This window comes from Brevibacillus massiliensis, from assembly GCF_000311785.1.
GTDB lineage: Bacteria > Bacillota > Bacilli > Brevibacillales > Brevibacillaceae > Brevibacillus_C > Brevibacillus_C massiliensis.
In genome coordinates, this window is the sequence record NZ_HE978548.1 from 83,860 (window position 1) to 110,397 (window position 26,538).

A 26,538-nucleotide genomic window follows, 5' to 3' on the forward strand; every position below is an offset into this window, starting at 1 on the left:
GTCGAATTTGATTATGGAACTTGAATTCTCGGTTTTGTTTCAGGATGGAAACCTTGCCTTTCTCTTAAAAGGGCTGTGGATGACGATATCGATGACGTTTTTTGCGCTTGTATTAAGTGCGATTATCGGTTTGATTATCGGAATCGGCGGGATGTCGAAGAACAGGATTATTTCATCGCTTTGTTCCATCTACCTCGCCTGGTTTCGCGGGACTCCGCTGCTTGTTCAGTTGATGATTCTCTACTACGGATTGGCGATTGGCATGCAGGTTGACTTAAGCGCTACGGTGGCGGGAGTATTGGGTATGGGGATGTACAGCGGTGCATACGTTTCCGAAATTGTTCGCGGTTCTATTCAGTCGATCGATAAGGGGCAGATGGAAGCCGGCCGCTCGCTGGGCATGAGTCACTGGCAGTCGATGCGGAAAGTGATTTTGCCGCAGGCGCTGCGCAGAATGCTCCCGCCTCTGGCAAATGAATTTATCGCCCTGACCAAAAACTCTTCTCTGCTGTCTGTCATTACCGTTCCTGAGTTGATGAGAGCGGGAAACTCTATCGTATCGAACAATTTTCGATACTTTGAAATTTATATCGCTGTTGCTGTTCTCTACTTTATCGTAAACTACGCTATTTCAAAATTAATTGGTTATTTTGAAAGAAGATTGCATGTGGGAGTGACGAGATAATGATTGTGGTAAACAAGGTTAACAAACATTATGGCGCTCACCACGTATTGAAAGATATTGATTTGCGTATTCACAAAGGTGAAGTCGTCGTCATTATCGGACCCAGCGGTTCTGGAAAAAGCACGCTGCTCAGATGCATCAACTATCTGGAGCAGATTCAGGATGGATCCATTGAAATTGAAGGAAAGCCTATCGGATTAATTCATAAAAACGGGAAGCTTGTGGAAATGCCGCAAAACGAACTGAATGCAATGAGAGAAAAAGTGGGGATGGTCTTTCAAAACTTCAACCTCTTCCCGCATAAAACGGTTTTGGGCAACATCATCATGGCGCCGCTTACCCTGGGTAAGATGAAAAAACAGGAGGCTGTCTCGATGGCGAGGAAGCTCTTGGAGAAAGTCGGCTTGGCGGATAAGGCCGAAGCTTACCCCGATAATCTCTCTGGAGGGCAAAAACAGCGCGTGGCGATAGCCAGAGCGTTAGCGATGAGGCCTCAAATTATGCTGTTTGACGAGCCGACTTCTGCACTCGACCCGGAATTGGTCGGAGAAGTGCTATCCGTCATGAAGGAACTGGCAAAAGAAGGAATGACTATGGTCGTGGTTACACATGAGATGGGCTTTGCCCGTGAGGTGGCAGACCGCGTTGTGGTCATGGCCGACGGAAGGATCATTGAGAAAGGGCCCCCAAGCAAAATATTCCTGTCACCTGAGAATGAGCGGACGAAAAATTTTTTAAGCAAGGTATTGCCACATTAAGTCGACAGGAGAGAGAAACATGAGCCAATTTACCTTCATTCAAAAGCCGGCAATGATTCACACCCCAGGGAAAAGCGATCCTTATGTAACCAGAGTGTCGGAATGGATCGAGCAGGATTGGAGTTGGAATGGGACGTACGATCTGGGCGTGGTAGGGATTCCCCTGTCGAAAAGCTCGATCAGTTTCTCCGGGGCACACAGTCATCCTGCGGTCTTTCGCCAGTTATGGAGTGCCTTTACCACATATAATTGGGATGAAGATATCGATCTGAAAGATTTAAAAGCGGCCGACTTCGGAGACGTAACCATGCACATCACTGACATTTTGCAGTGTCACCAAAACATCGAGGAAGGCGTGGTGGAACTGGTTCAGCGCTTTCCTTCCTTGCTCCCGATATTTGTGGGCGGAGATCATTCCATCACATACCCAATAGTAAAAGGATTGATGCGGGCAAGGCAGCAGCGCATTGGACTGATTCATTTTGACGCCCATCTCGATGTCCGGGATACATTGTATGGCGGCCCTTCCAATGGCACACCGATGCGGAGCTTGATTGAGACACAGGCAGTACAGGGAGAAGACATCGTTACACTTGGCTTGCGCAGCTTTGCCAATTCCAAAGAGTATCGGGAATACGCAGAGGGCAAGGGAATGAAATTATTTACCCAAAAGCAGGTAAAACAGCAGGGTTTAGCCAACTTGGTCACCTGGGCAATGGAGTATTTGGGTGAGAAATGCGATGCGGTATACGTAACCTTTGACATTGACGTGATGGATCAATCTGTCGTCCCTGGTGTGCCGGCGATCGGACCTAATGGACTGACTGCAGCAGAGATCTTTGAAAGTGCAGCCGCTTTAGGGCAATGGGAGAAAACGCTTGCCATGGATATGGTGTGTGTCGACCCCACGAAGGACACACGGGATATAACCACCCGTGTCAGCGTCCACACATTTCTTCATTTTTTAACAGGGTACTATAAGCGGGTCAATCGGTAATTCCTGACGAAGGCGATAATCGCTTAATCCTGCCGGAATAAAAAGAACAGCTTCCTTTTATTCTACCAAATATAACCATGTCGGCTCGTTTCCCCTGTTTGTCTGTGTTCATATTGCTTGCAGCCCAAATTTTTGCCTCGCGCTCCAGGTGTGTTACTATTATTTTGTCGAAAAACTACATCTGGAGGCGGTTGTTGATGAATCCTTTTATCTACCACAACCCGACTGAATTGATCTTTGGCAAGGGGGCGATTGCTCATCTTGCCGACAAGGTAAAGACATTTGGGAAACGAGTTTTGCTGGTGTACGGGGGCGGGAGCATCAAGAAGTTCGGCTTGTACGATAACGTCATTTCGATCTTGGCTGAACAGGGCTGCCACGTAGTGGAGTTGGCCGGTGTCGAGCCAAACCCTCGTCTCAGCACCGTATATAAAGGCATTAAGCTGTGCCGCAGCGAGCAGCTCGATTGGATCCTGGCAGTAGGCGGAGGAAGTGTCATTGACGCCTCGAAGGCAATTGCCGTCGGCGTGAAATACGACGGGGACGTATGGGATTTTTACTTGCGAAATGCTGTGCCGCAGGCAGCGCTGCCGCTCGGGACGATTCTTACACTGGCTGCTACCGGATCGGAAATGAACCGCAGCAGCGTGATCACCAATTGGGAAACGAAGCAGAAGTTAGGGGTATCGACGACGTTTCCCGCTTTTTCGATCCTGGATCCGGAATACACGTTTTCCGTTCCGCGCGATCAGACCGTCTACGGAATTGTGGATATGATGTCGCACGTGTTTGAGCAGTATTTTACGCACACGACAGAGATCCCCTTACAGTCGCGGTTTGCCGAATCCATCCTGCAAACGGTAATCGAAAATGCGCCGCGCGTCCTGGAAAATCCGCATGATTACGATGCCAGGGCCAACCTGCTCTACTGCGGAACGATGGCGTTGAACGGCACGCTGCCGGTAGGGGTTGAGACCGATTGGGCAACCCACTCCATCGAACATGCGGTCAGCGCTGTGTACGACATTCCGCACGGCGGCGGACTGGCGATCCTCTTTCCTAACTGGATGAAGTACGTGTACAAAGAGAATGTGGAGCGGTTCAAGCAGTACGCAGTCCGCGTCTGGAACGTCGATCCTGAAGGCAAGTCGGATGAAGCGGTCGCCTTGGAAGGAATCGCCCGGACACGGGAGTTTTTCAACAAGATCGGGGCGCCAAGCCGCTTGGCGGATTATGGCATTACGGATGAACAGCTCGAAGTCATGGCCCAGAAAGCAACGCCGTTTGGTCCGATCGGCCGCTTCAAACCGTTGGAAGCAAGCGACGTGCACGCCATTCTGCAGATGAGTTTGTAGAGCCGACCCGTTTTTCCGAGAGTGTCCCTTCGCGGGGCGCTCTTTTTTTTGCTTCACGCTTTAGGAAAAATGTCCGAAAAAACAAAGAGGGAAACGACAAGAATTGATAGAATTAGGGGATAACATTGAAGTTTTCCGATGGTATAATGGGGAAGAGAGTAAACAAAGAGGGAGTTTTTGTCAAATTGCGCAGCAATGAGAGTCGAATGACAGCAAAGAATAGTAGGATGTGATAGCTTTGATAGAAATGTTCGATGTTTGGAAGACCTATCCAAACGGAACGAACGCTTTAAAAGGGATTAACGTTCGAATCAATAAAGGCGAGTTTGTTTACGTAGTAGGCCCGAGCGGAGCGGGAAAATCGACATTTATCAAATTGATGTACCGCGAAGAAAAGCCGACCAAAGGGCAAATCTTTCTCGGCGGGTTCAATGTCAGCCGGATCAAGGAACGGCAGATTCCCAGCGTTCGCCGCAGTATCGGAGTCGTCTTTCAGGATTTCAAGCTCCTGCCCACGCTTACGGTATTTGAAAATGTCGCTTTTGCGATGGAAGTGATCGAAGCGGGCAAGAAGCAGATCAAGCCGCGGGTGATGGACGTACTCGGACTGGTGAAATTAAAGCACAAGGCGAAAATGCTGCCTTCCGAGCTGTCGGGCGGCGAGCAGCAGCGTGTTGCTCTGGCCAGGGCGCTGGTGAACAACCCTGGGATTATCATCGCCGACGAGCCGACGGGCAACCTCGACCCCGAAACCTCCTGGGAGATTATGAACCTGTTCGAAGAGATCAACCAGCGCGGGACGACAGTAGTCATGGCTACTCACAACCGCGAGATCGTCAACACCATCCGCAAGCGCGTCATCGCCATTGAGGGCGGCCAGATTGTTCGCGACGAACAAAAGGGGGAATACGGCTATGAAAATTAGCACCCTGGGCCGTCACGTTCGCGAAGGTGTCAAGAACCTGGGCAGAAATGGCTGGATGACTTTCGCTTCTGTCAGCGCAGTGACCATTACGCTTATGATTCTCGGAGTTTTTCTGCTGCTGGCGCTCAATGTCAACCACATTACCCAGAAAGTAGAGGATCAAGTGGAGATCCACGTCTTTTTGAATGTTTTGGCAGACAAACCCGCGATTGACCAGGTAGAGTCGCAAATCCGGGCGAATCCCTTGGTCAAGAGCATTGTATATGTTCCCAAAAAGCAGGGTTTGGAAGAATTGCGAGAATCGTTTAAAGAGAAAGCGTATTTCCTCGACGGGCTGGAGAACGAGAATCCGCTTCCCGACAAGTTTGTCGTCAGGACCAAGAAGCCGGAGGATACGGTTGCCGTCGCCAAACAAATCGGCAATATCGAAAATGTTGATAAAGTGGTGTATGGCGACGAAACGGTCGAAGCGCTGTTTGCCGTGACAAAGGTAATCCGCAACATCGGTTTGGTGTTTATCATCGGCCTGGCGTTTACGGCGATGTTTTTGATCGCCAATACCATTAAACTGACGATTGTCGCCCGCCGCCGGGAGATCGAGATCATGAAACTGGTCGGGGCGACCAACTGGTTTATCCGCTGGCCGTTTTTTATCGAGGGTCTGTTCATGGGGATACTGGGCGCGATTATTCCGATTCTACTGCTGGGCACGGGCTATTACTTCCTGCTACGTGCCATGGATTCCAATCTGGCCGGATCCCTGTTTGACCTGCTGCCGATGTTCCCGCTGGCCTATCAAATAGCGGCCATTTTGCTGGCTATCGGAGCGTTTATCGGGATCTGGGGAAGCCTGGTGTCGGTGCGCCGATTCCTGCGAGTATAAAAAGCACAGAAGGAAGCTGAGATTGGGAGGGGACTCATGAAAAAGAAGGTCGTACTGCCTGTCTTGTTAACCGGCTTGCTGGCATGGGGAAGCGTGCCCGCCGAGCCGATCCTGGCGAATAGCGCCTCACTAGATAAGATCAACAAGGAAATCCAAGAAATTCGCAAAAACAAGAAGGCGAAGGAGCAAAATCTGCAGTCGATCAAAGGTGAGATCCAAAATTTAAAGAATCAGCAGGCCAACCTGGAAGACGAACTGATGGCCATTGATTTGCGCCGCAATGAAACGCAGCGCAAGATCGACAAGCTGGATAAAGAGATCAAAGCGACGACGAAGAAGGCAGTCGAAGCGCAAGCAGAGCTTGACGAAGCCACAGAACGGGTGAAGAAGCGGGATGCGCTGCTGAAAACCCGCGTCAAAGCGATGTATGAGGGCGGGACCGTCACCTACCTGGATGTGCTGCTCGGTTCGTCAGACTTTGGCGATTTCCTTACCCGCCTGCAAGGCTTGCAGATGATCGTGGAGCAGGATACGCGCATTTTGGAAGACAACGTCCGCGACAAGAAAACGATCGAAGCCAAAAAGAAAGAAGTGGATAAGCAACTAGCCAGCTTAAATGATATGATAGAACAACAGGAAGCGTTAAAGGCTGACTTGGACAAGCAGTATGAGCGCAGCAAACAGGTGAAGGCAGCTCTTGCGGAAAAAGAATCACACCTGCACGAAATTCAGGAGGAAGAGGAGCAGGAGCTGCTGGCGATGGCCCAACAGGAAGCGGCCAAGGTCGCAGAGCGGTCCAAGCTTCAGGCAGTAAGTGACTACAAGGGAGGAAAGATGTTCCTTCCGCTGCCGCCTGGCTCGTTCTACATCAGCTCCGGTTTCGGAGCGCGCATCGACCCGTTTACCGGCAAACAGGCTGGACATAACGGCCTCGACATGGCAGCCCCAAAGGGGACGGATATCTACGCGGCCGCTGACGGCATCGTCATCGTGGCGGGATATGTCAACGGGTTCGGGAATTGCGTAATGATACAACACAGCGAAGAAATCAGGACCCTCTACGGCCATATCCGCGAGGGCGGCATTCAAGTCTCCGTCGGGCAGTCTGTCAAGGCCGGAGACAAGATCGCTGAAGTAGGTTCGACTGGGCGCTCGACCGGGAACCACCTCCACTTTACGGTGTATAAAAACAATATAGCGGTAGATCCGTCACCGTATATCCGCTGACGTAACGCTCCTACAAATATTGTGCCTTCGGTTTGCATACACTAGCTGCATACCTTTTTCCACCGGGTGCACAAAGGATGGTGTTTGAAGAATGAAATGGAATGGACGTTCTGTGTTTGTGGTTGCCCTTGTCTGCATGGTCGCCAGCAGTTTGTTGACGCTGGCTGTCGTGCGGGGCGGGTCGGCAAGCATAGGCACCCAGGGAGCGGTTGCGACGGCGGGTAACCTCTTGTCGCTGGGAGGCAGTCAAAGCTACCCGAAAGAGTTTTCCAAGCTATTTGATACTTATCAAATTATCAAGAAAAACTACGTTCACGACGTGCCGAGCGAACAGTTGATCGAGGGAGCCATCGAAGGGATGGTCGGATCGCTTGACGACCCGTATTCCTCCTACATGGATCCGACTGCGGCCGAGGAGTTCAACACATCGCTGCACTCTTCATTTGAAGGCATCGGGGCGGAAGTAACCCTGAAAAACGGCCGGGTGACAATCGTCTCGCCGTTTAAAGGATCGCCAGCGGAACTGGCGGGGCTTAGGGCCAACGATCAAATTCTCAGTGTCAACGGCGAGTCCCTGGAGGGACTGGACCTGCAAAAGGCGGTTTCCAAAATTCGCGGCCCCAAAGGAACGAAGGCAACGCTCAAGGTTCTTCGTCCGGGAATGACGGAGCCGATTACAGTCGTGGTCATTCGGGATAACATTCCGATCGAGACTGTACACCAGAGTATCATTCAAAGGGGCGCAGACAAATTCGGCAGAATCGAGATCACCCAGTTTTCCGCCGACACTGCCAAGCACTTCTTTGAAGAACTGGCCCAATTGGAGAAAGAAAACATCAAGGGTCTTATCATTGACGTTCGCGGCAACCCCGGCGGTTACCTGACGGCCGTAAGAGAGATTGCCGAACAGTTGATTCCGGAGAAGAAAGCGATCGTGAAAATCGAATACGGCGATAAATCCAGAGAGGTCGAAGAGTACCACTCCAAGGTGGATGCCGCCAAACCTTACCCGATTGTGGTGCTGACCGACGGAGGCAGTGCCAGCGCGTCCGAGATTTTGGCTGGCGCGATGAGCGAGAGCGGAGGGTACAAATTGGTCGGCGAGAAGACCTTTGGCAAAGGCACGGTACAGAACACCGTCGAGATGGGCGACAAGAGCCAGTTGAAACTGACCATCGCCAAATGGCTGACTCCAAACGGGGAGTGGATTAACAAAAAAGGGATCGAACCGGATGTTGCCGTTTCCCAGCCGGAGTATTTCAAAGCGACGCAGCTTCCCCAGGACAAGGTGCTGGAGCAGGACATGACCGGGGTAGATGTGAAGAACCTGCAGCTGATTTTGAACGGCTTAAAACTGTCGCCGGGACGAAATGACGGCTATTTCGATGCCAAGACCAAAGCGGCAGTGGAACGTTTCCAAAAGGAGAATAACCTTCCAGTTACAGGAAAGGTGGATCCCGCTACGGGAGCGGCTCTGCAGGATGCGCTCATCGAGCAAATCCGCGATCCGAAAAACGACAATCAGCTTCAAAAAGCACTCGACGTCCTGCAGCAGGAAGTAAAAGCCAAAGGAAAATAACGTACCCCTGCGGCAGGGAATTGCTTTCTATCTGTAGAAGTTAAAAACCACGGAAAACAGTCCGTGGTTTTTCTTTTTCCCAAACACGAGGTGATACCATGACAAACGGATGGGTGTTTTTGCAGCAGTATCTGCAGGCCGTCTTCTACTTCTTCCTCAATCCGTTGTTTTACATCTTCGTCTTGTTTATCTATTTGCAGTATCGGAAGCAGATGGCGATGGAACGTCAGTTATTCGCTGTTCGCATACATTCACCGTTTTTACAGACGCTTCGTTCCGTTGGCCTCGGCCTGGTCGGCGGGATGTTTGTGTCGCTGGCAGCGGGCGCCTTGGGAATCGTCGTCCAGGCCGGTGACCTCTGGATCGTTTGGGCAATTTCGATCGTCCTAATCTGTTTTCGCGTCCGTTTTCTCTGCTTTGCCTATGCCGTTGGCGGCTTGACGCTCCTGCAAGGGCTCGCCCTTTTGTGGCCGGCGGGAGTCTCCGTGCAGGGAATCGGCACGGTCTGGAGCTGGATATTGGCCTCCAAGCCGGTGCCGCTGCTGGCAGTCGTGGCGTTGATGCATTTTGCCGAAGCGGTATTGATTCGCTGGAACGGGGGAAGAGACGCGTCTCCGCTGTACCTGGAAGGCAAGCGGGGAAAGATTATCGGCGCGTACCATTTGCAGTCCTTCTGGTTAACTCCGCTATTGCTCCTGGTGCCGATGCAGGCAAACAGCGGACTTGCGCTGCAGTTGTTTTCGGGCTGGCCGCTGTTTTCCCCCGGCCTTGCAAGCAGCGTTTACGGGCTGCTGCTCATCCCGGCGGTAACCGGCTTTTCCGACATGACACAGACGGTGACACCTGACCAAAAGGCGCGTGAAACTGCCGGTCCGCTTGGCCTGTATTCGCTTGTGCTGCTCCTGCTGGCGTACGCAGCCGTGCATGTTCCCGCCCTTTCCATCGCGGCGGCCTTGTTTGCGATAATCGGACATGAGGGGTTGTTCCGGTTCAGTCAACGACGCGAACAGAAGCATGCGCCGTTTTTTATTCAGTCGTCGAGGGGCGTAAAGGTGATGGCAGTCATACCGGGAACGCCCGCAGAAGAGATGGGGATTCTCTGCGGAGAGGTCATCGTCAAGGTCAATGGGATTCCAGTACGGGATAGGACAGAGCTGTACACGGCACTGCAGGCCAATCCGGCCTACTGCAAAATGGAGGTCCTGACTTACAATAAAGAGCCGAAATTCGTTCAATGCGCCATCTATGCCGGCAATCACCATCAATTGGGAATTATCGTGGTGCCGGATTCCGAGACCAAGTACTACGTCGATGTCCGCAGGCTCAATCTCGTCCGATTGTTGAAACAGCGGATCGGCAAGATAAAGCTGGGCGCATGAAAAGAACCCGAGGTCAACTGGCCTCGGGTTCTTCCCTTCTTGGTGTCTCTAATCCGGTTATATCTTGCGGCGTGATCTTGTCTCCATTGTCCAGGTGGAATTCGATCAGGCCGTTTTTCATGCTGACCGCTGCAATCACGCCGCTTTTATCCGTGCCGGACGAAGTGCCGTCCGGGTTTTCCTGCTGTCCCTTGTAGGAGACGGTATAACCGATCATCTGCGTGTACTTCAATGTGCTGTCCAACCAATCGCCGGTGTCGCCGGTGCTGCTCGAATCCACGCCGGTGACATCCTCGCGCGGTACGACATCTTCTCCGATGATGAAGTAGATTTTCCCGTCTTTCATCTTGACGCCGTCAATCGAGCCGGTCTTGGGCTCTTTGCTGACTTCGCCGGTATCAGGATCTTTTGTCGTCAGATCATACGTGGCCGTTTTTCCCACGAGTTGCTCATATTGGCGGATGTTTAGCAGGCTGCTGTTGGATTCTTCCATCAGCGACTGCATGCGCGTCAAGCGTTCCACCATCGTCATGATGGCGGTCTGCTGGACGAACTGCTGATTGTCCATCGGCGACAGCGGGTCCTGATACTTCAACTGCTCGATCATCAACCGCATAAACGCATTTTGATCTATATCCGTGGAAAACTCTTTTTTTCCCTTGTAACTGTAATTGGGCGGAATATATAGCGAATTGTTTACGCTGTCCGGCATGTGCGATCCTCCTTGGGAAGCGGCGCTTCCAAGCTTTCCTTTTCTTTATCGGCAAAAGGGGAAAGGGAGAACAGACAAACGTTTGTTCGAATTTCCTGCTTAAAATTCGAATGTTTGTGCTATAATGAGTGATAGGTTAAAGAAAACGGTTCGTGTAAAAAGAAGGAGGAGCGGCAGGATGGAGCGTTTTCAATTAGTTTCGGAATATCAGCCATCCGGTGACCAACCGACAGCGATTGCCGAGTTGGTGTCTGGCGTCCGGGCGGGGAAGCGGCACCAGACCCTGCTGGGAGCAACCGGAACGGGCAAGACCTTTACGATTGCACATGTCATCGCGCAAGTGAACAAACCGACCCTGGTCTTGGCCCACAACAAAACACTCGCTGCACAGTTGGCGGCGGAATTTAAGGAGTTTTTTCCGCGTAATGCGGTGGAATACTTCGTCAGCTATTACGACTACTACCAACCAGAGGCGTATATCCCGCAATCGGACACGTACATCGAGAAGGACGCCAGCGTCAACGAAGAGATCGACAAGCTGCGACACTCGGCTACCAGTGCTCTTTTTGAGCGGCGGGATGTGATCATCGTAGCCTCCGTATCCTGCATCTATGGATTGGGTTCGCCGGAAGAGTACCGCGAGCTGGTACTCTCTTTGCGCGTCGGCATGGAAAAAAGCCGGGAAGAAGTGCTGCACCGGCTGGTCGATATCCAGTATACGCGCAACGACATCAATTTTGTCCGCGGAACCTTCCGGGTACGCGGTGACGTACTGGAGATCTTCCCGGCATCCAACAGCGAACAGGCGATCCGCGTCGAATTTTTTGGCGATGAAATCGAACGGATTACTTCGATCGACGTACTGACCGGGGAAATTCTCGGGACCCGCGAGCATGTTGCCATTTTCCCGGCATCCCACTACGTCACCCGCGAGGAGAAGATGAAGCTGGCGATTGCCGGCATTCAGGCGGAATTGGAGGAGCGGCTGAAGGAACTGCGCGACCAGGGCAAGCTTCTGGAAGCACAGCGCTTGGAGCAGCGCACCCGCTACGACATTGAAATGATGATGGAGATGGGCTTTTGTTCCGGGATTGAGAACTACTCGCGCCATTTGACCGGACTGCCGCCCGGACATCCGCCGTACACCCTGCTGGATTACTTCCCGGACGATTTTCTGCTGATAGTCGATGAGTCTCACATGAGCCTGCCGCAGGTGCGCGCCATGTACAATGGCGACAAGGCCCGCAAAGACGTCTTGGTGGAACACGGGTTTCGGCTTCCGTCGGCGCGGGACAACCGCCCGCTGACATTTTCCGAGTTTGAGCAGAAGATCCATCAGATCATATACATTTCGGCAACGCCCGGGCCCTACGAGCTGGAACACTGCCCAGAAGTCGTGCAGCAGGTCATTCGGCCTACCGGCCTTGTGGATCCGACAATCGACGTTCGGCCGATCAAAGGGCAGATTGACGATTTGATCGGCGAGATCCAAGCCACGATCGCCAAAGACGAGCGCGTGCTTGTGACTACGCTGACGAAAAAGATGGCAGAGGATTTAACCGACTACCTGAAGGAGATCGGGATCAAGGTTCGCTATCTGCACTCCGATATCAAGACGATCGAGAGAATGCAGATCCTGCGATCCCTTCGGCTCGGCGAATTTGACGTGCTGATCGGGATCAACCTGCTGCGCGAGGGTCTCGACCTGCCGGAAGTGTCACTGGTGGCCATCCTGGACGCGGACAAGGAAGGCTTCCTGCGCAACGAGCGCTCCTTGATCCAGACGATCGGCCGCGCCGCCCGCAATGCGGAAGGCCGGGTCATCATGTACGCCGACCGGATGACGGATTCGATGGCTGCCGCGATCCGCGAGACCGAGCGGCGCCGCAGCATCCAGTTGGCGTATAACGAGCAGCATGGCATCACGCCGCAAACGGTAAAAAAGGCGGTTCGCGACGTGATTGAGGCCACCCGGGTCGCCGAGGAAAAGGCCGATTACCTGCCGCACGCCGATTTCAAAAAGCTGTCGAAAAAAGACCGCCAGCAGGTAATCGAGCGAATGGAAGAAGAGATGAAGGAAGCAGCGCGCAATCTGCTGTTCGAACGGGCGGCGGAACTGCGTGACTTGATTCTTGAGTTGAAAGCCGAAGGATAAGGAGTGGAAAAGAGACATGCCGCTTGAACACATCGTCGTCAAAGGCGCGCGGGCCCACAACCTGAAAAATATCGACGTGGTGATTCCGCGCGACAAATTTGTCGTGCTGACGGGCCTGTCCGGCTCGGGGAAGTCGTCCCTCGCTTTTGACACCATATACGCTGAGGGGCAGCGGCGTTATGTGGAGTCCCTCTCCGCATACGCCCGGCAGTTCCTCGGTCAGATGGATAAACCTGACGTGGATTCGATCGAGGGGCTGTCGCCCGCGATCTCCATCGATCAGAAGACTACCAGCCGCAACCCGCGGTCCACTGTCGGCACGGTAACCGAAATATACGACTACCTGCGGCTCCTCTACGCCCGGATCGGCAAGCCGATCTGCCCGGAACACGGGATCGAGATTACTTCGCAGACCATTGAACAGATGGTGGATCGCGTGCTGGAGTATCCGGAACGAACCCGTATTCAGATCTTGGCGCCGCTCGTGCAGGGGCGCAAAGGGGAGCACGTCAAGCTGCTGGATGATATCCGCAAGCAGGGCTATGTGCGTGTACGCGTCGATGGCGAGGTTCGCGACTTGTCGGAAGAGATCAAGCTGGAAAAGAACAAGAAGCACTCGATTGAAGTCGTCATCGACCGGATTGTCGTGAAGCCGGACGTTCAGTCGCGGCTCGCCGACTCCTTGGAGACGGCGCTGCGGCTGGCCGACGGCAAAGTCATCGTGGACGTCATCGATCAGGAAGAGCTGTTGTTCAGCGAGAAGCACGCCTGTCCGATCTGCGGATTTTCGATTGGCGAGCTGGAGCCGCGCATCTTTTCGTTCAACAGCCCATACGGAGCATGTCCGGAATGTGACGGCCTGGGAGTCAAATTGGAGGTCGACCCCGATCTGGTCATCCCCGATCCGACCAAGACCCTGGAAGAGGGGGCGATTGAAGCGTGGGAACCGAAATCCTCCACCTATTACCAGCAGCTGCTGACTTCGGCCTGCCGCCACTTCGGGATTCCGATGGACGTGAAGGTGGAAGAACTGCCCGAAGAGCAGCTGCAGATCATCTTGTACGGAAACAAAGAGGAGAAGATCCACTTCCGCTATGAGAATGAATTTGGACAAGTACGGGAGGCGGTCGTGCCTTTTGAGGGCGTGATTCCCAATTTGCAGCGCCGCCACGTGGAGACCAGCTCCGATTACATTCGTGAGACGATCGAAGGTTTTATGGGGCAAAAGCCTTGCCCGGTCTGCAAAGGGCAGCGCCTTCGCCAGGAGAGTCTGGCTGTGATGGTCGGCGGGCGAAACATCTCCCAGTTCACCGATTTGTCGATTGTCGATGCCTACCAGTTTGCAGATGAATTGCAGCTAAGTGAAAAAGACGCGAAGATTGCCAATCAGGTCCTGAAAGAAGTGAAATCCCGGCTGCGTTTTCTCATCGACGTCGGCCTGGATTACCTGACGCTCAGCCGGGCGGCCGGCACACTTTCCGGCGGGGAGGCGCAGCGCATTCGCCTGGCGACGCAGATCGGCTCCAGTTTAATGGGTGTCCTTTACATTTTGGATGAGCCGAGTATCGGGCTTCACCAGCGGGACAACAGCCGGCTGATCAAGACGCTGGAACACATGACCAACCTCGGCAATACCCTGATCGTCGTCGAACACGACGAGGATACGATGATGGCCTGCGATTACATCATTGACATTGGCCCCGGCGCAGGGATTCACGGTGGACAGGTTGTCGCGGCCGGCACGCCGGAAGAAGTGATGCAGAACCCCGCCTCCTTGACAGGCGCTTATTTGAGCGGCCGCAAGTTTATTGCGGTTCCGGCGGAGCGGCGTCAGCCCAACGGCAAGTGGATTACCATCGAGGGCGCCAAGGAAAACAACTTGAAGAACATCAACGCGAAGATCCCGCTCGGGGTGTTTGTCGCCGTGACGGGAGTCTCCGGCTCGGGCAAGAGTACGCTCGTCAATGAAATCCTGCATAAGACCTTGGCTCGTGAATTGAACCGGGCAAAAACAAAGCCGGGCGCTTACCGGCGCATCACCGGTTTGGAGCACTTGGACAAGGTGATCGATATCGACCAGTCTCCGATCGGACGGACCCCTCGTTCCAATCCGGCTACGTACACGGGCGTGTTCGACGATATTCGCGACTTGTTTGCCCAAACCAATGAAGCGAAGGTACGCGGCTACAAAAAGGGCCGCTTCAGCTTCAACATCAAGGGAGGGCGCTGCGAGGCGTGCAGCGGCGACGGGATCATCAAGATCGAAATGCACTTCTTGCCGGATGTCTACGTGCCTTGTGAAGTATGCCACGGAAAGCGGTACAATCGCGAGACGCTGGAAGTAAAGTACAAGGGGAAAAGCATTTCCGACGTACTGGAAATGACGATCGAGGATGCTCTTGAGTTTTTCCGCAATATCCCGCGGATCGAACGGAAGCTGCAGACCATCGTTGACGTCGGTCTCGGCTATATGAAGCTGGGTCAGCCGGCCACGACGCTGTCCGGCGGAGAAGCACAGCGGGTGAAGCTGGCATCCGAGCTGTATCGGCGCAGCAACGGCCGTACGCTGTACATTCTGGATGAACCGACGACGGGTCTGCACACGGACGATATTGACCGTTTGCTGAAGGTGCTGCAGCGGCTGGTGGATAACGGCGATACGGTCCTGGTGATCGAACACAACCTGGATGTGATTAAAACGGCCGATTATCTGATCGACTTGGGGCCTGAAGGAGGAACACGCGGCGGACAGATCGTTGCCACAGGCACTCCAGAGCAGGTGGTTCAGGTAGCAGAATCCTATACCGGCCAATTTCTGGCGCCGATATTGGAGCGGGACCGCCAGCGGACCAAGCAGCGGATGGAGCAGCTGGTATCCGGCTAGAACGGCGGATTGATCAGGCGAGAAGTGCAGGAAGACAGGCGGAACATGTAGGTGTTCCGCTTTGTTCACGTTCCTGCATGATTGCGATGATCGCTCCCCCTTGGCCGGTCTGTTGGGGCAGCTATCGGTGCCGCGGTAAGCAAAAAGGGAACGGGACGAAAGAAAATGGGCAGCGGAGGTTGTTCCGGGCAGTCTATCTCCGATACAATAGAGGAAATGCCTGTTGACGGGAAAAGTGTTCGCGCCGTAAAGGAGAGAAGCATGCGTAAAACAAAGGTAAGCCATGTCGTCGAACATTTTCATATGAAAGTGCTGAGTGGAGAGCAAGGGCTTGGACGTGAAATCACTGTGACCGATTTAAGCCGTCCGGGTTTGCAGTTGGCCGGCTATTACTCGCACTATCCTGCCGAGCGGATTCAACTGTTTGGCTTGACGGAGATGGAGTTTTTGCAAACACTGAGCCGCGAAGACCGGCTGGAGCGGTTTCGGTTTTTGATGGATGACGAGACCCCTTGTATCTGCGTGACCCGCAATCAGCAGGCGATGCCGGAACTGCTGGAAATATCCGAAGAAAAGAGCGTTCCCGTACTCTTATCGCCGCTGGCGACGACCAGTTTGGTCAGCAAGCTGACCAACTTCCTGGAGAACCGGCTGGCGAAGTCGACCACGATCCACGGTGTGCTAACCGATGTTTACGGCATCGGGGTGCTGATCGTCGGTTCCAGCGGGATCGGCAAGAGCGAAACCGCTTTGGAACTGGTAAAGCGCGGACACCGCCTGGTAGCCGACGACGCCGTCGAAATCAGCCAGTCACAGGAAGGGCAGCTGGTGGGAACGGCACCAGAGTTGATTCAACACTTGCTGGAGATTCGCGGTCTGGGGATCATCAATGTCATGACGATGTTCGGGGCCCGCGCCGTGCGCAATATGAAAAACATTGCGCTGGTGGTTCAACTGGAGTTGTGGGAGAAGGACAAACAGTATGAACGTCTTGGCCTGGACGAAGAGAAAATGAAGATCATTGACACGGAGTTGCCGGTCATTACGGTTCCGGTAAGGCCCGGACGAAATCTGGCCGTCATCATTGAAGTAGCGGCGATGAACTATCGGTTGAAACGGATGGGATATAATGCCGCCATGCATTTTGCCAAACGGTTGACCGATACCATCGAGGATTCCGATCCAGACTTATGACAGCGAAGGAGCAGGGAATGACAATGCGTCGGACAAACAGATATTCGGTAAACGGAGCGAACCCGCTGTGGCAGCTGTATCGGACTGTTAGTTTTTGGAAGGTGATGAAGAACTTTATCGTCATCCAAATCGCCCGCTATTGTCCGTTCCTATCCTGGAAAAACTGGCTGTATCGGACATTTCTGCGCATGGAGGTAGGCGAACATACGGCAGTGGCGTTAATGGTCATGATGGATATCATGTTTCCGGAGTTGATCAAAATCGGAAGCAACTGCGTAATCGGATACAATACGACGATACTGGCCCACGAGTACCTCGTCGACGAGTATCGCCTCGGCGAAGTGAAAATCGGCGACCGGGTGCTTGTCGGTGCCAACTCGACGATATTGCCGGGGGTGGTCATCGGCGATGGGGCGATCGTCGCAGCCGGTACTGTCGTGCACAAAAACGTCCCGCCAGGCGCTTTTGTCGGCGGAAATCCGATGCAAATCATTCGGGAAGCGGATTGAATCAATCCGCTTTTTTCTGTGACCGCTTGCGGTCCACAAAACGGCCATGACCGTTTGTGCAATTGTCTGACTATTCGGTTGGCCGTTGACCAACTGTCCGTTTAGTGGTACATTTCAACTAACCTTTCACTTTAGTTTATTAGCAGAGTAAAGCGTTTGGAGGGAAAAGCTATGGCAAGGCCGTTAGTATTCGAAAAACCGCTGGGCATGCGGGATATGTTGCCGGAGTCGCTCGTCAAACAACGCCAGTTGGAGTCGGCGCTTCGACATTGTATCGAAAAATGGGGATACGACGAAATTGTCACACCCTCCCTGGAATATTACGACACGGTAGGAGCGGCAAGTGCGACATTGGAAAGTCGCATGTTCAAACTGCTGGATAAGCAGGGGCACACTGTCGTGCTGCGTCCGGACATGACATCCCCGATTGCCAGGGTTGTCGCTTCGCTGTACAAGGATGTGCCTTTGCCCATCCGGCTGTTTTATCAAACCAATGTGTTTCGGGCCCAAGAGAAGGAAGCCGGGCGAAATGCCGAATTTTTCCAGACGGGCGTTGAGTTGATCGGCACAGAGTCAGGCGATGCCGATGCAGAAGTGATCGCGTTGGCGGTGTCTTGTCTGCAAGCAGCAGAAGTGAATGCCTTTAAGATCGCGATTGGACATGTGGACTTTGCCGGCGGGCTGCTGGAGGAGATCGTTTCCGAACAGGCTGACCGAGACCGCCTTTGGCAGTTTTTACAGGATCGAGATTACGTCGGCTACCGGCAATTGGCCGGGTCATTGAACATAACAGATACGGAGCGGCGCAGGCTGCACGCCTTGCTGCATTTGCGCGGGGGGAAGGAGAAAATCGAGGAAGCGCGTCAATTGACAGTGAACGGGAAGGCCCGCAAAGCCGTTCAGACGGTTGTCTCTCTGTGGGAAGCGCTGGAAGCGTATGGCGTGACAGAGCATCTTCTGCTCGATTTCAATCTGGTCAGCAGTCTAAATTATTACACCGGTGCTGTTTTTGAAGGGTATGCCGCCGATCTCGGATCCCCGCTGGTAACCGGCGGCCGCTACGATCACCTGCTGGCTCAATTTGGCCGGCCCGCTCCGGCTACCGGTTTTGCGATCAAAATGGATCGGCTGATGCAGGTCACGTCGATTCGACCGAGAGAAATAACACAGCGCCTGGCTGTTGTGTACCCGGCGAGCAGTCGCCAGGAAGCGCTGTTGGAAGCGCAGAAACTGCGAAAAAACGGCCATATCGTCATCACTCACCTGTGTGAGAGCGAAGAGGCGGCTAATGCGTGGGGCCGGGAGCGAGGATACGAGGTACTGTATGTCAACGGTAGGGAGGAACGAGAATGAGTCAGCCGATCAATCTAAAAAAGCTGACGATAGCCATGCCGAAAGGGCGGATATTTGAAGAGTCGCTGGTGTTTTTACGGGAGGCGGGGGTGAAGGTGGGCGCTGATTTGCCGGATTCCCGCAAGCTCATCATTCCAGTGGAGGAGAGTGAATTGGAGTTTATCTTGGCGAAGCCGGCCGACGTCCCGACCTATGTGGAGTACGGTGTAGCCGATGTCGGGGTCGTGGGAAAAGACGTGCTGCTGGAAGAAGAGCGCGATGTCTACGAGCTGCTCGATCTGCTGATTGGCCGCTGCCGCATGATGGTCGCCGGGCTCCCCGATTGGCAGCCGACAGAGGCGCCCCGCGTGGCGACGAAATATCCGAGGATCGCTTCCCGCTATTTTCGCGAGCAGGGACAGCAGGTGGAAGTGATAAAACTGAACGGATCAGTCGAGCTGGCTCCATTGATCGGTCTGGCCGACCGGATCGTCGACATCGTCTCTACCGGGCAGACCTTGCGCGAAAACGGCCTTATCGAATTGGAGCATATCTGCGATATTACGACTCGGCTCATCGCAAACCGGGCCAGTTACCGGATGAAAAGCGAAGCAGTAGATGAGATTGCCCAGAAGTTTTTACAAGTGATTCCAAAGAAAAATACGCCAGTGATGTAAATAGGGATGGGGATAAAAATGGTTAAAATCGTGGATTCCGGTCAATTTGACACCCGCCGCAGCGTCGACAGCGGCACGAGCGAACAGCAGGCAGCAGTACGGGCGATCCTCGAACGGGTTAAGGCAGAGGGAGATGAGGCAGTCCGCTTCTACACAAAGGCATTTGATCAAGTCGAGCTGCGTGATTTTCGGGTGAGTGAAGCAGAATTTGCGGAAGCGGAGAAGCTGGTCAGCGCCGATGTGGCCAATGCACTCCGGGAAGCGGCGGCCAATATTGCCGATTACCATCAGCGGCAGGTGCGTCAGTCGTGGTTTGCGGCCAAGGAGAGCGGTACTCTGCTGGGACAGCTGGTGCGTCCGCTCAAACGAGTGGGACTTTACGTCCCGGGCGGGCGGGCAGCGTATCCTTCGTCTGTTCTGATGAACGCAATCCCCGCGCGCGTAGCTGGGGTAAGTGAGATCGTGATGGTATCCCCGCCGGGGAAAGACGGCAAGGTAAATCCGGCCATTCTCGTCGCCGCGCGAATTGCCGGCGTCACAGAGATCTACAAAGTGGGCGGCGCACAAGCGATTGGGGCGCTGACCTACGGGACGAAGACGATTCCCGCGGTGGATAAAATCGTCGGTCCCGGCAATATCTACGTCGCCTTGGCCAAACGTGAGGTATTTGGGCTGGTCGATATAGACATGGTGGCCGGACCAAGCGAGATTGTCGTCTTGGCCGATGATTCGGCCAATCCGCGATATGTTGCCGCCGATCTGCTGTCCCAGGCCGAGCACGATCCGATGAGTTCGGCAGTGCTCGTTACCCCGTCGCGATCGCTGGCGGAGCGGGTAGCGGCGGAGCTGGAACGGCAGGTGGCATTGCTCCCCCGCCGGGAGATTGCGGAGGCCGCATTGCGCGATTATGGCGCGATCTGTGTCGTAGGTGATCTGGAGGAGGGCTTTGCAGTCGTCAATCGATTGGCTCCGGAGCATTTGGAGCTGTTGATCGACGATCCCTTTGGCCAGCTGGGCAAGGTGGAAAACGCCGGGGCCATTTTTCTCGGACCGTACAGCTCGGAACCGGTCGGCGATTACTTCGCCGGCACGAACCACGTCCTGCCGACCAATGGAACAGCGCGATTTTCTTCCCCGCTGTCCGTAGACGACTTCATTAAGAAGTCCAGCGTCATCGCCTACAGCAAGGCTGATCTAAAGGAAAACGGCGCAAAAATCGTCGCACTCGCCGAGCAGGAAGGGCTTACCGCCCACGCCCGCGCCATTCAGGAGCGGTTGACTGATCTTAAATGATGGGAATGAAAATTAGATTTTACGTAACGGAGTGAACCAAGATGGCAGAAATGACGCGAACAGCAAGCATTTCCCGCAAAACAAATGAGACCGACATAACCCTGGCCTTTACAATCGATGGGGAAGGCAGCAGCCAATTGCAGACAGATGTGCCGTTTTTAAATCACATGCTGGATTTGTTCGCCCGCCACGGTCAGTTTGATCTGGACGTACGGGCAAAGGGCGACATCGAGATCGATTACCATCACACGGTAGAGGATATCGGCATCTGCCTGGGGCAGGCGCTGCGGGAGGCATTAGGAGACAAAAAAGGCATCAAAAGATACGGAAATGCCTTCGTCCCGATGGACGATGCGCTGGCGCAGGTCGTGATCGATTTGAGCAATCGTCCGCACTTGGAGTACCGGGCTGTGTATCCGTCGGCACAAGTGGGGCAGTTTCCCACCGAATTGGTTCACGAGTTTCTTTGGAAATTGGCTCTCGAAGCGCGGATGAACCTGCACGTGATCCTGCATTACGGCCATAACACCCACCACATGATTGAAGCGATTTTTAAGGCGTTGGGACGCGCTCTGGATGAGGCTGTTTCGATTGATCCCAGAGTTAAAGGCGTACCGTCGACAAAGGGGATGCTGTAGCGTGATTGGTATCGTCGATTATGGCATGGGAAACCTGTACAGTTTGGGAAAGGCCCTGGAGAGGCTGAACTGTCCGCACGAATTTGTAGCGGCTCCCGAGAGGCTGGCCGCGTATGGAGGGATCATCCTGCCGGGAGTGGGAGCGTTCGCCGATGCGATGAACAACATTCGCGAACTGGGACTGCTGGCGGCTATCCGCGAATACGCCGAAAGCGGAAAACCGCTGCTCGGCATCTGTCTGGGCATGCAGCTGCTGTTCAGTTCGAGCGAGGAGCATGGATGCAATGAAGGGCTGGGGCTATTGGCAGGGAAGGCGGCGCGATTTTGCGGCGAGCTGAAAATACCGCATATGGGTTGGAACCAATTGCAGTTGAAGGCGCCGAAACATCCGCTTCTGCAAGGCCTTGCTGATGGAGAGTACGTCTATTTCGTTCATTCTTATCACGTCTGTGTGGACGATCCCGGCGACTTGTTGGCGGTTACCGATTACGGGCATGAGGTGACAGCGATCGTCGGACGCGCCAACATTTACGGTATGCAATTTCATCCCGAGAAAAGCGGGGAAACAGGCATGCGCCTGCTCCAAAACTTTGCCAAGCAGTGCGAGGGGGTTTTGCTATGAGCTTTACCATCTACCCGGCAATCGATATACGAGGGGGCAAATGCGTCCGGCTGTATCAGGGGGATTACGCGCAAGAGACGGTCTACGGGGAATCGCCCCTGGAGGTAGCGAAGAAATGGGTGGCTGAGGGGGCGAAGTGGCTCCACCTCGTCGATCTGGACGGAGCCAAGGCGGGAGAGCCCGTTCACGCCGACCTGGTGTCGGCGATCGCCCAGGAAGTAGATGTTCCCGTGCAAATTGGCGGCGGAATCCGTACGGAAAAGGACATTTACCGCTATGTGGAGGGCGGGGTCAGCCGTATCATACTGGGGACAGCTGCCATTGAAAATCGAGGGTTTGTCGAAAAATCACTGCGTCTGTACGGCAAACAGATAGCGATCGGCCTTGACTGCCGCCGGGGATATGTCGCGACCCGCGGTTGGCTGGAGACGACGGATTTAAAGGCGGTTGATCTCGCCAAGGAACTGGCCGCCCTGGGCGCTGGAACCTTCATCTATACGGATATATCGCGGGACGGCACACTTAGCGGCCCGAACGTGGAAGAGATTGTCGGGCTGGCGAGGGCCACAGGCAAACAGGTGATTGCCTCAGGCGGCGTGAGTACAACGGCAGATTTGCTGGCGCTGGCGCAGTTTGCTGCCGAAGGGGTATCAGGCGCAATCGTAGGGAAAGCTCTCTACACCGGTGCCGTTCAGCTGTCTGCCGCACTTCGCCGGATGCAGGAGGAGGTCTGACGTGTTAGCAAAACGGATCATTCCTTGTCTGGACGTAAAGGATGGACGAGTCGTAAAGGGGGTCCAATTTCTCGGATTGCGCGATGCCGGAGATCCGGTGGAGTTGGCCAAAAAATACAGTGAAGAGCGGGCCGACGAGCTGGTGTTCCTCGATATATCCGCATCACATGAAGGGCGCAAAACGATGGTGGACGTCATTGAACAGACTGCGGCAAACATTACGATTCCGTTTACGGTCGGGGGCGGCATTAACAGCGTAGAAGATATGAAGCGGATTTTGCGGGCCGGTGCCGATAAGATCTCCCTTAACACGGCTGCCGTGCTGCGGCCGGAATTGATACGGGAGGGTGCAAGGGTCTTCGGGTCTCAATGTATTGTCGTCGCGATTGATGCCCGCCGCACTGGCGAAGGCAAGTGGGAGGTCTACACCCACGGCGGCCGAAACGCTGCAGGGCGGGATGTCATCGACTGGGCGAAAGAGGCTGAATCGTTGGGAGCGGGAGAGATCCTTTTGACCAGCATGGATCACGATGGAGAAAAGCAAGGATTTGGCATCGAATTGACCCGCTCAGTCTCGGAAGCAGTCGGCATTCCGGTGATCGCCTCGGGAGGCGCCGGGGGCGTAGAACACTTTGCCGAAGTCTTAACAGCAGGGAAAGCGGACGCAGCCCTTGCCGCTTCTATTTTCCACTACGCGGAGACGTCGATTTCTTCCGTAAAAGCTTATCTAGCTGAGAGAGGGGTTGTGGTTCGGCCATGAAGAATGCTATTCCCTGGGAGAGCTTGCGCTTTGATGCCGACGGGCTTATCCCGGTTGTTGTACAGGATGCTGTCAGTAAAGAGGTACTGACGCTTGCCTATATGAACCGTACTTCATTGGAAAAAACAGCGGAAACAGGTGAAACCTGGTTTTGGAGCCGGTCCCGACAGGAGCTTTGGCATAAAGGCGCTACCTCTGGAAACACCCAGCGCGTGGTCTCGCTTCGCGTAGATTGTGACGGAGATGCCCTGATCGTTCAGGTGATTCCAAATGGTCCGGCGTGTCATCGCGGCACCTACTCCTGCTTTGCCGGTATCTCTCCTGAATCGCAGGACAACCTTGGAGAGCCGGATCGCTTTGCCATTTTAAGTGAACTGGAGAGTTTGATTGCCGCCAGGGAAGCGGAGCGTCCGGAAGGCTCTTACTGTACGTATCTGTTTGAAAAAGGCGTGGATAAAATCTTGAAAAAGGTGGGGGAAGAAGCCGCCGAAGTGATTATTGCGGCAAAAAACCGCAGCCACGCCGAACTGCAATACGAAGCGGCTGATTTGCTGTTTCACCTGCTCGTCCTGCTGCGGGAACAAAAGCTCCCGTTGGATGATGTGCTGGCTGAGCTGAAGAATCGCCGCTAAGCTGCGGCGTGCCAATTTGAAATAAGATGTATCGTTTCGGAGAAAATCGCGCATCCTATGGTAAAAAAAGGGTGGGTGATTTTCTTTGATTGAGCAAAAATGGATGAAAGCAGTTGCTTCATTGGTGTTGGCGTTTACACTGTGTGCCTGGGCTCCGCAACAAATGGCAGATGCCAAAGAAGGCGGCCGTCACCATCATGATCGACCGTATGGTTTGGATATTATGGGGTCTTCAGCTGTTCAGCGGCTGCTAAATGTTGACGAAGCGACTCTGAGGCAGGCTTTACGGGACAAGGACCAATCGTTGGCTGAGTTTGCTGCAGCCAAAAAGGTAAGTGTCGACGATTTGGTTGCCGCGATCGCGAAAGAAAGGGCAGCGCTCCTCGATAAGGCCGTATCGGAGGGGAAACTTACAGCAGCCGACGCTGAGCAGATGAAAAGCAGGCAGGCAGCCGGAATTAAGATGAAAGTAACGGCAAAGCCGTCTGATTGGAAGCTTTGGAAGCAGAAAAGGCTGCAGCTGTTGGCTGAAACGCTGAAGATGGAACCGGCCCAGTTGACAGATCAGCTGAAGCAGGGAAAATCGCTTGCGGAAATTGCCAGCAGTCAAAATGTCTCCCAGGATAAGCTGAAAGCGGCCCTACATACGATGATGACAGATCGGATTAACCAAAAGGTCGCGAACGGCCTGTTGGCTCCGAGCAAGGCAGAGAAATGGAAAGAAAAGCTGAATGAACAGATTGACAAGCGAATTCATTTCAAGCATGGGATGAATAAACACAAGGAACATGAGTAACATGAAGAAGGAGGGGAAACCCTCCTGTTTTTCTTTGTCAGTAAAAGGAAATCGCTGTAAGTGCAGAAGAAATAAAAACCATGTTGACATATCGGAATAGAGGTAATATAACTGGAATATCTCTTCAATACAGAGAAGAATTCTAGAGAATAACGGGAGGGATTCCGATGACCATGCTATGGACGGTTGTCAACATTGCGGTTTTGGCAGCAATGATCTATGGCCTATATTCTTTGCAAAAAAAGCATGTCTCGTTCTCAAAGCGCGTTTTTCTGGCTTTAGGCGTGGGGATAGTCTTTGGTTTTGCTCTGCAGTACATTTACGGACCGACATCAGCTGTGATGAAAACCTCGATGGATTGGTTTAACATCGTAGGGAAGGGCTATGTCAAGCTGCTGCAGATGATCGTGACGCCTTTGGTCTTTTTGTCCATTCTCTCGGCCTTTACAAAAGTAAAACTGACCCAAAACGTGGGAAAGATCAGTTCTCTGATCATTGGCTCTTTGGTCGTGACGACGGCAATTGCTGCAGTTATCGGGATAGGGTCATCGTATGCATTCCATCTGGAGACTATTCAAATTGAGCAGGGCAACGCGGAGGCAGCCCGTGCCGAGCAGGTGGAACAGCGTCTAAACGATATACAGGGACTTACTTTCCCTCAAAAGATCCTGGAACTGCTTCCAGCCAATCCGTTTCTTGACTTTACAGGGGAGAGAGCTACATCGATTATTGCGGTGGTGATTTTTGCGGCGATTCTCGGAGTTGCATACCTTGGAGTCAAACGGAAAAACCCTGAGCAGGCTGACCGTTTTGCGGGTATCGTAGAAACCTTTTACGCGATTATTATGAGAGTGGTCACACTCATTTTGCGATTGACCCCGTACGGAGTACTGGCGTTGATTACGAGAGTGGCAGCAACGAGCGATTACGCGGCCATTTGGAAATTAGGCACGTTTGTCGTTGCCTCTTACGCCGCCCTGCTGCTTATGTTTGTGGTCCATCTGCTGTTGGTTGCGGCCGTCAAGGTGAACCCCATCTTTTACGTAAGAAAGGCATTCCCGGCACTCTCCTTTGCTTTTACCTCCAGAACGAGTGCGGGTACTTTACCGTTGACAGTGAAAACGCAAACAGACGAGTTGGGCGTACCTGAAGGGATTGCCAACTTTGCCGGGACGTTTGGCGTCTCCATTGGTCAAAATGGCTGCGCCGGCATTTACCCGGCGATGCTGGCCATGATGGCGGCGCCTTCGGTAGGAATCGATCCGTTTACGCCTTCATTCATCCTGACCCTGATCGCAGTAGTAGCCATCAGTTCGTTCGGCGTAGCCGGTGTTGGCGGCGGTGCTACTTTTGCTTCGCTGCTAGTGTTGTCCACACTCAACCTGCCGATTGCGCTGGTTGCTTTGCTCATATCTGTCGAACCGTTGATTGACATGGGGCGGACAGCTTTAAATGTCAGCGGAAGCATGGTTGCCGGCATTCTGACGAGCCGCATTACCAAGGATGTCAATCCGATCGTTTCTACCGAGCAAAGTCACGCGGAAGCATAAATAGAGAGTGGATATCAGTTGATCCATCCCCTTCCTGTTTGGAAGGGGTTTTTTTCTTCAGGTTCTTTTACGGCAGTAATGTTGGCAAAAAAATAGTGAAAAATAGTATTGACTTTCTATATGCTAATGTGATAGATTATTCATTGTCGCTGCTGAGCGGCGAAATCGATAGAGTAAAAAAGAGAGACGGCTTCAAAAAAACTCTTGACTCTATGAAAACAAATGTGTTATAGTAGATAACGTTCGACAAAAATGTTCTTTG

General features: G+C 53.4%; 24 protein-coding genes. 23 read left to right on the forward strand and 1 reads right to left on the reverse strand.

All coding sequences use genetic code 11. The annotated features are described in order from the left end of the window. Positions 1-13: 13 nt before the first annotated feature. From HGBM_RS22235 to HGBM_RS22275, 9 genes are all read left to right on the forward strand, one after another. Positions 14-685 carry an amino acid ABC transporter permease gene (locus HGBM_RS22235; RefSeq protein ID WP_019123297.1) on the forward strand — a complete coding sequence of 224 codons (672 nt, stop codon included), beginning with the start codon at positions 14-16 and terminating at the stop codon, positions 683-685. Beyond that, positions 685-1,443 carry an amino acid ABC transporter ATP-binding protein gene (locus HGBM_RS22240; RefSeq protein ID WP_019123298.1) on the forward strand — a complete coding sequence of 253 codons (759 nt, stop codon included), beginning with the start codon at positions 685-687 and terminating at the stop codon, positions 1,441-1,443. The genes HGBM_RS22235 and HGBM_RS22240 overlap by 1 nt, the downstream gene beginning before the upstream one ends. 19 nt (positions 1,444-1,462) lie before the next feature. Then, a complete protein-coding gene (locus HGBM_RS22245; RefSeq protein WP_019123299.1) occupies positions 1,463-2,440 on the forward strand; it encodes an agmatinase family protein in 978 nt (325 codons plus the stop codon). Between the two features lie 197 nt (positions 2,441-2,637). Further along, a complete protein-coding gene (locus HGBM_RS22250; RefSeq protein ID WP_019123300.1) occupies positions 2,638-3,795 on the forward strand; it encodes an iron-containing alcohol dehydrogenase in 1,158 nt (385 codons plus the stop codon). Between the two features lie 238 nt (positions 3,796-4,033). Continuing rightward, positions 4,034-4,720: a cell division ATP-binding protein FtsE gene (gene ftsE, locus HGBM_RS22255; protein ID WP_019123301.1), complete on the forward strand. Its 687-nt coding sequence runs from the start codon at positions 4,034-4,036 to the stop codon at positions 4,718-4,720. After that, entirely contained in the window at positions 4,710-5,603 is an 894-nt protein-coding gene (ftsX, locus tag HGBM_RS22260; protein ID WP_019123302.1) for a permease-like cell division protein FtsX, read from the forward strand. Before ftsE ends, ftsX begins: the two co-directional genes overlap by 11 nt. A gap of 36 nt (positions 5,604-5,639) precedes the next feature. Continuing rightward, on the forward strand, positions 5,640-6,830 hold the full coding sequence (locus tag HGBM_RS22265; protein ID WP_019123303.1) for a murein hydrolase activator EnvC family protein: 1,191 nt from the start codon (positions 5,640-5,642) through the stop codon (positions 6,828-6,830). Positions 6,831-6,921: 91 nt separating this feature from the next. Further along, entirely contained in the window at positions 6,922-8,409 is a 1,488-nt protein-coding gene (locus tag HGBM_RS22270) for a S41 family peptidase (RefSeq protein WP_019123304.1), read from the forward strand. A gap of 98 nt (positions 8,410-8,507) precedes the next feature. Further along, the gene (locus HGBM_RS22275; protein WP_019123305.1) at positions 8,508-9,788 is read left to right on the forward strand and encodes a PDZ domain-containing protein; all 1,281 of its coding nucleotides are present in this window, start codon (positions 8,508-8,510) and stop codon (positions 9,786-9,788) included. A gap of 13 nt (positions 9,789-9,801) precedes the next feature. On the opposite strand, the gene HGBM_RS22280 is transcribed toward HGBM_RS22275, so the two are convergent. Continuing rightward, positions 9,802-10,500 (reverse strand): flagellar hook assembly protein FlgD, encoded by a 699-nt coding sequence (locus tag HGBM_RS22280; RefSeq protein ID WP_019123306.1) that lies wholly within the window; start codon positions 10,498-10,500, stop codon positions 9,802-9,804. A 178-nt stretch (positions 10,501-10,678) separates the two neighbouring features. Here HGBM_RS22280 and uvrB point away from each other — a divergent pair, with 178 nt between their 5' ends. The 14 genes from uvrB (at position 10,679) to HGBM_RS22350 (ending at position 26,276) form a co-directional block, all read left to right on the forward strand. Next, on the forward strand, positions 10,679-12,655 hold the full coding sequence (uvrB, locus tag HGBM_RS22285) for an excinuclease ABC subunit UvrB (protein ID WP_019123307.1): 1,977 nt from the start codon (positions 10,679-10,681) through the stop codon (positions 12,653-12,655). A 16-nt stretch (positions 12,656-12,671) separates the two neighbouring features. Beyond that, positions 12,672-15,539: an excinuclease ABC subunit UvrA gene (gene uvrA, locus HGBM_RS22290; RefSeq protein WP_019123308.1), complete on the forward strand. Its 2,868-nt coding sequence runs from the start codon at positions 12,672-12,674 to the stop codon at positions 15,537-15,539. A gap of 261 nt (positions 15,540-15,800) precedes the next feature. After that, complete coding sequence (gene hprK / locus HGBM_RS22295; protein WP_019123309.1) at positions 15,801-16,733, forward strand: HPr(Ser) kinase/phosphatase; 933 nt, start codon at positions 15,801-15,803, stop codon at positions 16,731-16,733. Positions 16,734-16,756: 23 nt separating this feature from the next. After that, positions 16,757-17,242 carry an acyltransferase gene (locus HGBM_RS22300; protein WP_026074601.1) on the forward strand — a complete coding sequence of 162 codons (486 nt, stop codon included), beginning with the start codon at positions 16,757-16,759 and terminating at the stop codon, positions 17,240-17,242. 171 nt (positions 17,243-17,413) lie between these two features. Next, a complete protein-coding gene (locus tag HGBM_RS22305; protein WP_019123311.1) occupies positions 17,414-18,595 on the forward strand; it encodes an ATP phosphoribosyltransferase regulatory subunit in 1,182 nt (393 codons plus the stop codon). Further along, complete coding sequence (gene hisG, locus HGBM_RS22310; protein ID WP_019123312.1) at positions 18,592-19,251, forward strand: ATP phosphoribosyltransferase; 660 nt, start codon at positions 18,592-18,594, stop codon at positions 19,249-19,251. The genes HGBM_RS22305 and hisG overlap by 4 nt, the downstream gene beginning before the upstream one ends. Positions 19,252-19,269: 18 nt before the next feature. After that, positions 19,270-20,544 (forward strand): histidinol dehydrogenase, encoded by a 1,275-nt coding sequence (gene hisD, locus HGBM_RS22315; RefSeq protein WP_019123313.1) that lies wholly within the window; start codon positions 19,270-19,272, stop codon positions 20,542-20,544. 41 nt (positions 20,545-20,585) lie between these two features. Further along, positions 20,586-21,182, forward strand: a complete 597-nt coding sequence (hisB, locus tag HGBM_RS22320) for an imidazoleglycerol-phosphate dehydratase HisB (protein ID WP_019123314.1) — start codon at positions 20,586-20,588, stop codon at positions 21,180-21,182. 1 nt (position 21,183) lies between these two features. After that, a complete protein-coding gene (gene hisH / locus HGBM_RS22325; protein ID WP_019123315.1) occupies positions 21,184-21,804 on the forward strand; it encodes an imidazole glycerol phosphate synthase subunit HisH in 621 nt (206 codons plus the stop codon). Continuing rightward, on the forward strand, positions 21,801-22,538 hold the full coding sequence (gene hisA / locus HGBM_RS22330; protein ID WP_019123316.1) for a 1-(5-phosphoribosyl)-5-[(5-phosphoribosylamino)methylideneamino]imidazole-4-carboxamide isomerase: 738 nt from the start codon (positions 21,801-21,803) through the stop codon (positions 22,536-22,538). Before hisH ends, hisA begins: the two co-directional genes overlap by 4 nt. Position 22,539: 1 nt before the next feature. Continuing rightward, positions 22,540-23,298, forward strand: coding sequence for an imidazole glycerol phosphate synthase subunit HisF (gene hisF / locus HGBM_RS22335; RefSeq protein ID WP_019123317.1), 759 nt, complete (start codon positions 22,540-22,542; stop codon positions 23,296-23,298). Then, on the forward strand, positions 23,295-23,930 hold the full coding sequence (hisIE, locus tag HGBM_RS22340; protein WP_019123318.1) for a bifunctional phosphoribosyl-AMP cyclohydrolase/phosphoribosyl-ATP diphosphatase HisIE: 636 nt from the start codon (positions 23,295-23,297) through the stop codon (positions 23,928-23,930). The genes hisF and hisIE overlap by 4 nt, the downstream gene beginning before the upstream one ends. 85 nt (positions 23,931-24,015) lie before the next feature. Then, positions 24,016-24,726, forward strand: coding sequence for a hypothetical protein (locus HGBM_RS22345; protein ID WP_019123319.1), 711 nt, complete (start codon positions 24,016-24,018; stop codon positions 24,724-24,726). A gap of 167 nt (positions 24,727-24,893) precedes the next feature. Further along, on the forward strand, positions 24,894-26,276 hold the full coding sequence (locus tag HGBM_RS22350) for an L-cystine transporter (protein ID WP_019123320.1): 1,383 nt from the start codon (positions 24,894-24,896) through the stop codon (positions 26,274-26,276). Positions 26,277-26,538 lie beyond the last annotated feature (262 nt).

Coding starts and splice junctions, on each gene's coding strand:
- HGBM_RS22250 (WP_019123300.1), top strand. CDS start 2,638: ATGAATCCTTTTATCTACCACAACCCGACTGAATTGATCTTTGGCAAG.
- HGBM_RS22305 (WP_019123311.1), top strand. CDS start 17,414: ATGGCAAGGCCGTTAGTATTCGAAAAACCGCTGGGCATGCGGGATATG.
- HGBM_RS22240 (WP_019123298.1), top strand. CDS start 685: ATGATTGTGGTAAACAAGGTTAACAAACATTATGGCGCTCACCACGTA.
- uvrA (WP_019123308.1), top strand. CDS start 12,672: ATGCCGCTTGAACACATCGTCGTCAAAGGCGCGCGGGCCCACAACCTG.
- HGBM_RS22265 (WP_019123303.1), top strand. CDS start 5,640: ATGAAAAAGAAGGTCGTACTGCCTGTCTTGTTAACCGGCTTGCTGGCA.
- hisG (WP_019123312.1), top strand. CDS start 18,592: ATGAGTCAGCCGATCAATCTAAAAAAGCTGACGATAGCCATGCCGAAA.
- HGBM_RS22270 (WP_019123304.1), top strand. CDS start 6,922: ATGAAATGGAATGGACGTTCTGTGTTTGTGGTTGCCCTTGTCTGCATG.
- hisD (WP_019123313.1), top strand. CDS start 19,270: ATGGTTAAAATCGTGGATTCCGGTCAATTTGACACCCGCCGCAGCGTC.
- hisIE (WP_019123318.1), top strand. CDS start 23,295: ATGAAGAATGCTATTCCCTGGGAGAGCTTGCGCTTTGATGCCGACGGG.
- hisB (WP_019123314.1), top strand. CDS start 20,586: ATGGCAGAAATGACGCGAACAGCAAGCATTTCCCGCAAAACAAATGAG.
- HGBM_RS22280 (WP_019123306.1), bottom strand. CDS start 10,500: ATGCCGGACAGCGTAAACAATTCGCTATATATTCCGCCCAATTACAGT.
- HGBM_RS22235 (WP_019123297.1), top strand. CDS start 14: ATGGAACTTGAATTCTCGGTTTTGTTTCAGGATGGAAACCTTGCCTTT.
- HGBM_RS22245 (WP_019123299.1), top strand. CDS start 1,463: ATGAGCCAATTTACCTTCATTCAAAAGCCGGCAATGATTCACACCCCA.
- hprK (WP_019123309.1), top strand. CDS start 15,801: ATGCGTAAAACAAAGGTAAGCCATGTCGTCGAACATTTTCATATGAAA.
- HGBM_RS22350 (WP_019123320.1), top strand. CDS start 24,894: ATGACCATGCTATGGACGGTTGTCAACATTGCGGTTTTGGCAGCAATG.
- ftsX (WP_019123302.1), top strand. CDS start 4,710: ATGAAAATTAGCACCCTGGGCCGTCACGTTCGCGAAGGTGTCAAGAAC.
- uvrB (WP_019123307.1), top strand. CDS start 10,679: ATGGAGCGTTTTCAATTAGTTTCGGAATATCAGCCATCCGGTGACCAA.
- hisA (WP_019123316.1), top strand. CDS start 21,801: ATGAGCTTTACCATCTACCCGGCAATCGATATACGAGGGGGCAAATGC.
- HGBM_RS22300 (WP_026074601.1), top strand. CDS start 16,757: ATGCGTCGGACAAACAGATATTCGGTAAACGGAGCGAACCCGCTGTGG.
- HGBM_RS22275 (WP_019123305.1), top strand. CDS start 8,508: ATGACAAACGGATGGGTGTTTTTGCAGCAGTATCTGCAGGCCGTCTTC.